Origin of the sequence: Corynebacterium sp. HMSC076D02 (assembly GCF_001813815.1) — a bacterium.
Lineage (GTDB): Bacteria > Actinomycetota > Actinomycetes > Mycobacteriales > Mycobacteriaceae > Corynebacterium > Corynebacterium simulans.
The window spans coordinates 1-4,238 of the sequence record NZ_KV814044.1 but is presented as its reverse complement, the minus strand read 5'-3'; the positions used below and the strand labels follow the sequence as shown (position 1 = coordinate 4,238).

At 53.6% G+C, this 4,238-nt stretch carries 3 protein-coding genes and 1 pseudogene; 3 read left to right on the top strand and 1 reads right to left on the bottom strand.

All coding sequences use genetic code 11. The features are described from left to right. Positions 1–154 precede the first annotated feature (154 nt). Complete coding sequence (locus HMPREF2935_RS04600) at positions 155–478, bottom strand: helix-turn-helix domain-containing protein (protein WP_070455598.1); 324 nt, start codon at positions 476–478, stop codon at positions 155–157. A 161-nt stretch (positions 479–639) separates the two neighbouring features. Between HMPREF2935_RS04600 and HMPREF2935_RS13830 the strand changes: the two are divergent. The 3 genes and pseudogenes from HMPREF2935_RS13830 to HMPREF2935_RS04590 form a co-directional block, all read left to right on the top strand. Next, positions 640–3,170, top strand: a pseudogene (locus HMPREF2935_RS13830) (DNA methyltransferase); the annotation flags it as partial. After that, the gene (locus HMPREF2935_RS13825; RefSeq protein ID WP_371326233.1) at positions 3,168–3,464 is read left to right on the top strand and encodes a type IIL restriction-modification enzyme MmeI; all 297 of its coding nucleotides are present in this window, start codon (positions 3,168–3,170) and stop codon (positions 3,462–3,464) included. The pseudogene HMPREF2935_RS13830 and the gene HMPREF2935_RS13825, both read left to right, overlap by 3 nt. Positions 3,465–3,470: 6 nt before the next feature. Further along, positions 3,471–4,235, top strand: a complete 765-nt coding sequence (locus HMPREF2935_RS04590; RefSeq protein WP_070732165.1) for a site-specific integrase — start codon at positions 3,471–3,473, stop codon at positions 4,233–4,235. Positions 4,236–4,238: the final 3 nt, after the last annotated feature.

Here is a 4,238-nt window from a genome sequence, read left to right as displayed (position 1 = left end):
GGAGGTCGTGGTATTGCTGCCCCAGGCTCACCGTGAAGTCGCGAATCGTTTCCCAGCGCTCATAAGGTATGGTGGACGGTCGGTAGGTTTCGAGGGCCATGTTCACCGGCCCTTTCTCTCGATAGATTCGAGGTCGTAGGGATGACTTACCGGTCTACCGGGTCCAGGATCCCTTAGTCAACTCGACAGGCTTATCTGTGGTCTCACGTACCGGCCACACGCTCGTCTCAACAAATTGCTCAATCGCCATGATCGTATCGACTCTGGGGATCGACTCACCGCGAACGAAGCGAGTAATCATTGTGTGCGAGACTTGCGAGCGCTCCGCCACATAGCGAACAGAGCCGTGTTTACCAGCCTCCATCTGTACGTTCTTCGCCAACAGGAGCAAGCGACGATGAACCTCGTTGCGTATATCTACAGGATCTGTATTAGGCCAGTCGGGATACATGTCCACGAGACGCTTCTGTGCGGGCATACGACCTCTTTTGTTAGGCAACGGCAGCTGTGACTGATCGTAGGTGCGTAGAAGCACCAGGGCAACCGGTTCACCGGATTGATTTACATCTATGTCTACTCTGGCGCTGTTAAGCTAATTCAAGTCCTATATCTCAAGGAGTATCTGTGTCCTCTGATTCCATGACCCTACGCCGGTCTCAAGCCGAGAAGTTCGCCGAAAGGTGGGAAGAGCGCGGGCAGGAAAAGTCCGATTCGCAGTCATTCTGGACTGACCTACTTCGCAGCGTGTTCCACCACGACAATCCTGAGACCACAGCTCTTTTTGAACAAGGCACTGAGTACGGCGGCTGGATTGACGCAGTGATCCCCTCTGCGCGAACGTTTGTGGAAATGAAGAGCCGAGGGAAGTCTCTCGACGCAAAGCAGAACCACCGAGGCTCAGAGGTCACCCCGTTTGAGCAGGCTTACACATATGTCTCTGAGGTTCCAGGGCACAAGCGTCCCCGTTACATCATCACGTCCAACTTTGAAGTCATGCGTGTCTATGATCTGGACGAACCACGCGCGGCTGAGAATTACCAGGAGTTCAGGGTTGATGACCTAGCCGATAATCTCTCGGCCCTCATGTTCCTGGACGCTAACACCGCCGAGCTCACACGTTATGAGACTCAAGTCTCATGGACGGCAGGCGAGACGATTGGCAAGCTGCACTCTCTACTCCGCAAGCAATACTCAAACCCTAACTCCCCTGAGTCCCAGCATGAGCTCAATGTCTTGCTAGTGCGTCTGGTGTTCTGTTTGTTTGCAGAAGATGCCCTGGTGTTCCACAAGAATTCCTTCTACTCATTCCTCAAAGACAAGTCACCCGCTGATGCTCGCTTTGGCCTCATGCGTCTATTCAAAACGTTGGACACCCCCGTTGAAGAACGCGATGAGTACGACACTGAGCTTTCTGGTTTCCCGTATGTCAACGGCGGTTTGTTCCGCGACGAGGTCACTATCCCGCAGCTGACGGAAGAGATCCTCGAAGTTCTCATCGTTGAGTCCTCCGGCCAAACAGACTGGTCGAAAATTAGCCCCACCATCTTCGGCGGTGTCTTCGAGTCAACTTTGAACCCGGATACACGCAAGTCCGGTGGCATGCACTACACAAGCCCCGAGAACATCCATCGCGTGATTGACCCGCTCTTCTTCGATGATTTAGAGCAGGAGCTTGAGGACATTGTGAACATGCAGGGGCAGTACGCCGGCAAAGGAGCACGCGCCCAGAAAAATGCATTTGAGCGCTTCCAAGACAAGCTCGCGTCTCTGACGTTTTTCGATCCCGCCTGCGGTTCGGGCAACTTCCTTACCGAGACCTACCTGTGCCTTCGCCGCCTTGAAAACATTGTGTTGACGCATCTCTATCACAACCAATATGTCATGGGCTTCGAGGACGTTGACGCGTCTCCGGTTAAGGTCAGCCTCCGACAGTTCCACGGAATCGAGATCAACGATTTCGCTGTGTCGGTTGCACAGACGGCATTGTGGATTGCCGAGCTGCAGACCAATCAAGAGACCTCGATCATCGTCAAGCGAAACATTGATGATCTCCCGCTTAGAGACTCCGCTGACATTCATCTAGGCAGTGCTCTTGAGATTCCGTGGGAGTCTGTCATCCCTGCAGAAGATTGCAGCTATATCATCGGCAATCCGCCGTTCATTATTGGAGACTCACTCACCGGTGCACAAAAGAAAGAGCGCACTCGGATTTTCGGGAAAATGGTAGCAAACTCGATTACGTGGCGTGTTGGTTCCTACTAGCCGCTCAATACACCAAGGGGACTAAGTGTGAAGTCGCTTTCGTGTCTACGAGTTCCATCTGCCAAGGTCAACAAGCACCTGCATTGTGGCAACCAATGTACAACTCAGGCATCAAAATCAACTTCGCTCACCGAGCGTTTACCTGGGCAAATGAAACACGAAATGTCGCATCGGTACACGTAGTTATCATCGGTTTCGCGCACAAGCAACGCACCGAGCGAGTCTTGTACATTCACGACCGAAACGACAAAGAGACCGAAATCAAGACCGTATCGAATATCAATCCTTATCTGCTTGACGCGCCCGATGTATTCATTCAGGCCACAAGAAAGTCGCCCAAGGATATGCCACGCATGTCGAAAGGCTTCCAACCTACGGACAATGGAAACCTCCTAATTGATGCTGAGACTTATGACGCGGAGCTAGCTCGTGACCCCGGCCTCGAACCTTTCATCCGTAGGTTTACGCAGGCCAAGCAATTCATTAATGGCACCCGCGCGTACATCATCTGGGTTCATAAAGATGATCTGCCAGATGTCGCAGCGCATCGCTTCCTGCGTGAGCGCATTGAAAAGAATGAAGAATGGCGCAGCGAACAAAGTGAGTCGGGAGATGCATTTAAACTCAAGGACTCACCGCACCGTCCGCGTGAAGCAAGTGCATTTGTGGATAGCTCTGACTACATTCTCATCCCACGTCATACGTCACATTTAAGGAAATACATTCCGATCGATCTAATTAAGAACTCCAGCATGATCCCCGGAGACGCGGTAAGCTTCATCCCCTCTGACGATCGATATGTTTTGGGGCTGCTTATATCGCGGATGTGCACCTTATGGTTGGACATTGCGGGCGGGCGTATTCGTCAGGATTACAGGTTTGGTTCAGACACGGTCTATAACACGATGCCGCTGCCTAACGCAGACAAGACGACCCGAGACGAAATCGCATCTCTAGCGCAGCGAGTTCTTTATGAGCGAGCCAAGTTGGCTCAGCGTGGAAAGACGCTCGAAGCTATGTACAAGCCGGGTGACTCACGCTACTATCCCGATCTCTTCGAGGCACACACCGCGCTAGATACGGCAGTTGCCACGGCATACGGAACGTCCAATGACCTCGATGATTCTGAGTTGCAGTTGTTCCTGTTCAACAAGTATCTCGAAGCTCACCCGATCAAAGTCACTGGTCGGAAGAAGAAGTAGCTCTTAATGCCCGCCACCCCCATCCCCGACTTCATAGCCCAGCTGCTCTCCCACCCCGACCTGTCCCCCGATTCGCAGGACAGTCTGTTCCTGACAGATCTCGTGACGTGGGCCGTGGAGAAGCAGGGTTACGAACTCGCCGTTGAGTACGTACTCGACTGGGACATCATCAACGCTTATGCTGAGTCCCTTGTCCCCACCTACGCGTCGGGAACAGCGCAACGACGGCGCGCACGACTGCGAGCCGTCGCCCGTATCGTCAACCCAAGTTTCAGCGAGCCAACCGCTCGAACCCCAGTAAAGCCGACCTCCGTTCCACAGCCCTATACTCCAGCTGAGATTGAGCAAATCGAGGTCTGGATGAACTACGCCGCGAACGCCGCAACGAACGTACTCAACAAGCAGCTGATGGTCTCGCTGTGTCTCGGTGCGGGTCTCAGGGCCAAAGAAGCGTCCTACTTGACATGGACACAGGTCTACGTCGACGAGACAGGTGTGATGCTGCTCGATGTGACAGGTCGCGACGTGCCGGTGCGCCAACGCTACGCCGAGCCATTGGTCCATGGTAAGGACCAGTACCGCCCCGAGCAATATGTCCTAGCTCCCGACAGCGCCAAGGCAGACCGAAGCAACATCGCGTCCAATTTCTCATCGATGTACCACTCGAAAGGTCTAGCCCCGAAGCCCGCCCGCCTGCGCGTCACGTGGATTCAGCACTTCATGAATGCTGGGGTAAACGACGGACCTGACCCCTTTTTGGTGGACACCTGATAT